The sequence below is a fragment of the Microcystis sp. M31BS1 genome (assembly GCF_020245285.1).
Classification (GTDB): Bacteria; Cyanobacteriota; Cyanobacteriia; order Cyanobacteriales; family Microcystaceae; genus Microcystis; species Microcystis panniformis.
The window spans coordinates 1-3124 of sequence record NZ_JADBVE010000096.1 but is presented as its reverse complement, the minus strand read 5'-3'; the positions used below and the strand labels follow the sequence as shown (position 1 = coordinate 3124).

1 protein-coding gene and 1 pseudogene are annotated in these 3124 nt (G+C 43.8%); both read left to right on the top strand.

Annotation, left to right across the window (positions count from 1 at the left end):
* The first annotated feature begins 558 nt into the window (after positions 1 to 558).
* Entirely contained in the window at positions 559 to 1677 is a 1119-nt protein-coding gene (locus IM509_RS05740; RefSeq protein ID WP_052277034.1) for a hypothetical protein, read from the top strand.
* A gap of 1176 nt (positions 1678 to 2853) precedes the next feature.
* A pseudogene (locus IM509_RS05725) lies at positions 2854 to 3124 on the top strand (IS4 family transposase); the annotation flags it as partial.

Below are 3124 nucleotides of genomic sequence, written 5' to 3'. Positions count from 1 at the left end.
TTTTCTAACACTTTCTGGTATAGTTCACTTATCATTTTCGTTATTTAGGTCATATATGGTAAATATGACTTATCTTTTTTGGGAGTCTGTGTCTGTATTCCATGCTACATAAGCTTTTCAGCTGGCTTGTCCCCCTGTCAGGTATAATAGACCTCTTGCATAAATCCGAAAACAAACGATAGAAACAATAATGGGAGGGACTTTCAGTTAATTATTTATTAGTAGTTGATAATCTTCAAAAATGTTGCTGTACAAGGATCGACTTAAGACTTTTGCAAGAGGTCTATTAAAGATCTTCCGCCAGCGGTTTCCGAAAGGCTACACCTGATGGAAAGCCACACTAGGGTTGGTGTGCTACGGGGCTTGGTTAAGATCGGTGTGCTTAGTTTGTCATCACACCACGAAGTTCTGGTTGGGCATGCAAGTGCGCCTAACAATTCAATGCAGGCGCGACGGACCTGACGGGCTGCAGCCTGATCTCAAACGTTATGCGCCTGAACCAGAACAGGCTGCTGCTTGTCATACTGAAGGAACATTTGCAAACGCTGGAAGGATCGCGTGGAAAACATTGATACACTTCACCAGCACTTAAAGCAGCCAGACATCACACTTGCCAAGTATGTTCGTGCGCGACATCTTGAACTGGCGGTGTCGATTACTGATCGGCACAAAATCTATCTGGACACACGATACTGGCTTCTATTTCGTGATGTCGTCCTCGGCCGGCGAACTGATGAATCACTAATTGCGCTGCTCGATCAAATACGCAACGCGGTTCAATCTGAACGAGCCATCTGTCCTGTATCGCAGGACAGTTTTTCGGAGGTTTTCGTTCAAAACGATCCGGTTACACTCGCGTCAACGATTAAATTGATGGACGAATTGTCTGGAGCCGTTTGCCAGACCGAGTTCTTTTCTCGTCTAGATGCCGAACTCTGGCATTTCATGGTTCAGAAAACGAAGGGTGACGCTGCCGTTTGCGACCTCGATCAATTAATGTGGACAAGGTGTGGCTATGTACTCGGATACGTATCACCTCGAAATGACGCGTTCACCAAGGAGCAATCGGACGCGATTGAAAAAGCGTTCTTCGATCAGATGTGGGTGGCAACTTTCTCAGATATTTTCGAGCATCTTGGTTGTTGTCCTAACTGGAAGGTTGATCAAAACTCCGTCAACAAAATGAACGTCGGCAAATTTGCTCACAACGACGATTTCAATTCGTTCGAGCAACTCTTCATGATCGAATTGGCCGGTTTCCTTGATTTGTCGCGTGATTCTCTTGCTCGGATAATTCATCGGATGTATTTGACGGAATTCGGTGACAAAGCCGACCCCAATGCGAAACCCGATCCCGCCGTGGGCAAAATGGCTGCGAATTTCGTGTATCAGGCGTTCCGCCTAAACAAACTTGATGACGAACTACCAACCCTGCGTACGTACGTCACCCTTCATGCCGCATTACGATGGCGCAAAAACCAGAAATACAAACCCAACGATCTCGCCGATCTTCGACATGTGGCAATGGCTCTTCCCTACTGCGACACATTCCTAACGGAGAGGCCACTATGTCACCTCATTCACGAAAAACATCTGGGGCTTACAGACCGATTCAAATGTCAAACCTTTGCCGACCCAAAACTTGCGTTAAAGTACCTTCGCGACATCGGCGTATAAAAAAGTGCGATCACACTACAGTAGCGATCGCCGATCTTGTAGGGTGCGTTCCCTAATGCAAGTCCTACTGCTCCACTGATCGATTTTTGGGGAACGCACCATGCACATTTATTGAAACTGTGGGTTAAAGTGCGATGCCGCTCTGGTGGGATCAGATCGCTATCGCTGTAGGGTGCGTTCCCTAATGTGGCTCTTACTGCTCCACCGATCGATTTTGGGGGAACGCACCATGCACATTGATGGAGGCTCTGGGTTAAAGTGCGATGCCGCTCTGGTGGGTTGAGTTGGGGAATGTTAGCGAAGATTCCCAATGTTTAGGTTAAAATAGAGGGGCAAAAGTTGCAACAGGGTCGCTTATTTTTAGCTGTGCTTCGTGTCACTGAGCCTTTACATTGAGCGTGTCGAAATGTGTCGAATTGCTGTTTTATAGAATCCATTTGGTATCTTAGGATACAGCTAATCGTCGTAGTAGAAGTCGAAGAAAACAGAGATGAATTTTGGTAGTGGAGTGTTCTAAAGTGCGCTCAAAATTTTTGACTAAAGATTTGCAGCGTTCCATCCAAGAATTACTTCTTTCAATCACCCATCGAGTTTTTACAGGTACGAATCCTGATCAACCCTTCTCCGCTTTTTCGGTTTTTGACGGTTTTGGAGACAGTTCAAACTGAATTTTAGTCATTATCTCTGGATAGACCTTAACCAACTCTTTCTCTATTTTGTCAGGATGATAACCATTATCTAGAAGAATAGTCGTCTTAGGCAGTTCCGACGGTTTTAACTTGAAATAGTCAATACCTCGAGTTAACAACTCAATCAATCCTTGGTCATCAGATAGGTTGGCGGGAGTACAATGAGCGAAAAAGGGAAAACCAAGACTATCCGTCGCTAGATGACGTTTAATTCTATTGGTGCACTTGTAGAAACAAAATCCTTTCGTCTCAACACTCGCATTAAGTAGTCGTGCAAAATTAATTTCCTAGTGAAGATAGGCAAGAGGCAAGGGGCAAGAGGCAAGAGGTGGTTAGATAGGTGTAATTAATTTTGCTTAGGTACTTACAGGTATTTTTGACCTGACAGGGGGACAAGCAAGCTGAAAAGCTTATGTAGCATGGAATACAGATACAGATTCAAAAAAAAGATAAGTCATATATAGTAAATATAGCCTAGATAACGAAAATGATAAGTGAACTATACCAGAAAGTCTTAGAGAATGAACTGGGGCGAGCCAGATATCTACTGTTGTTAATGATAGTTGGAACCTGGCAAATACTAAAGCAAGCCAAGTTAGAGATATTAGCAGAAGCACTACCAATACCAATCCTGTTTGAGAGTCGGAGAAAAAAACTAAAAAGATTTTTAAAGCTGGAAATTCTGAATATTGAAAAAATCTGGTTTGTCTGCCTAAAAGAGATGTTAAAACAGCAGGAGAGATTCACAATAAAAGGAT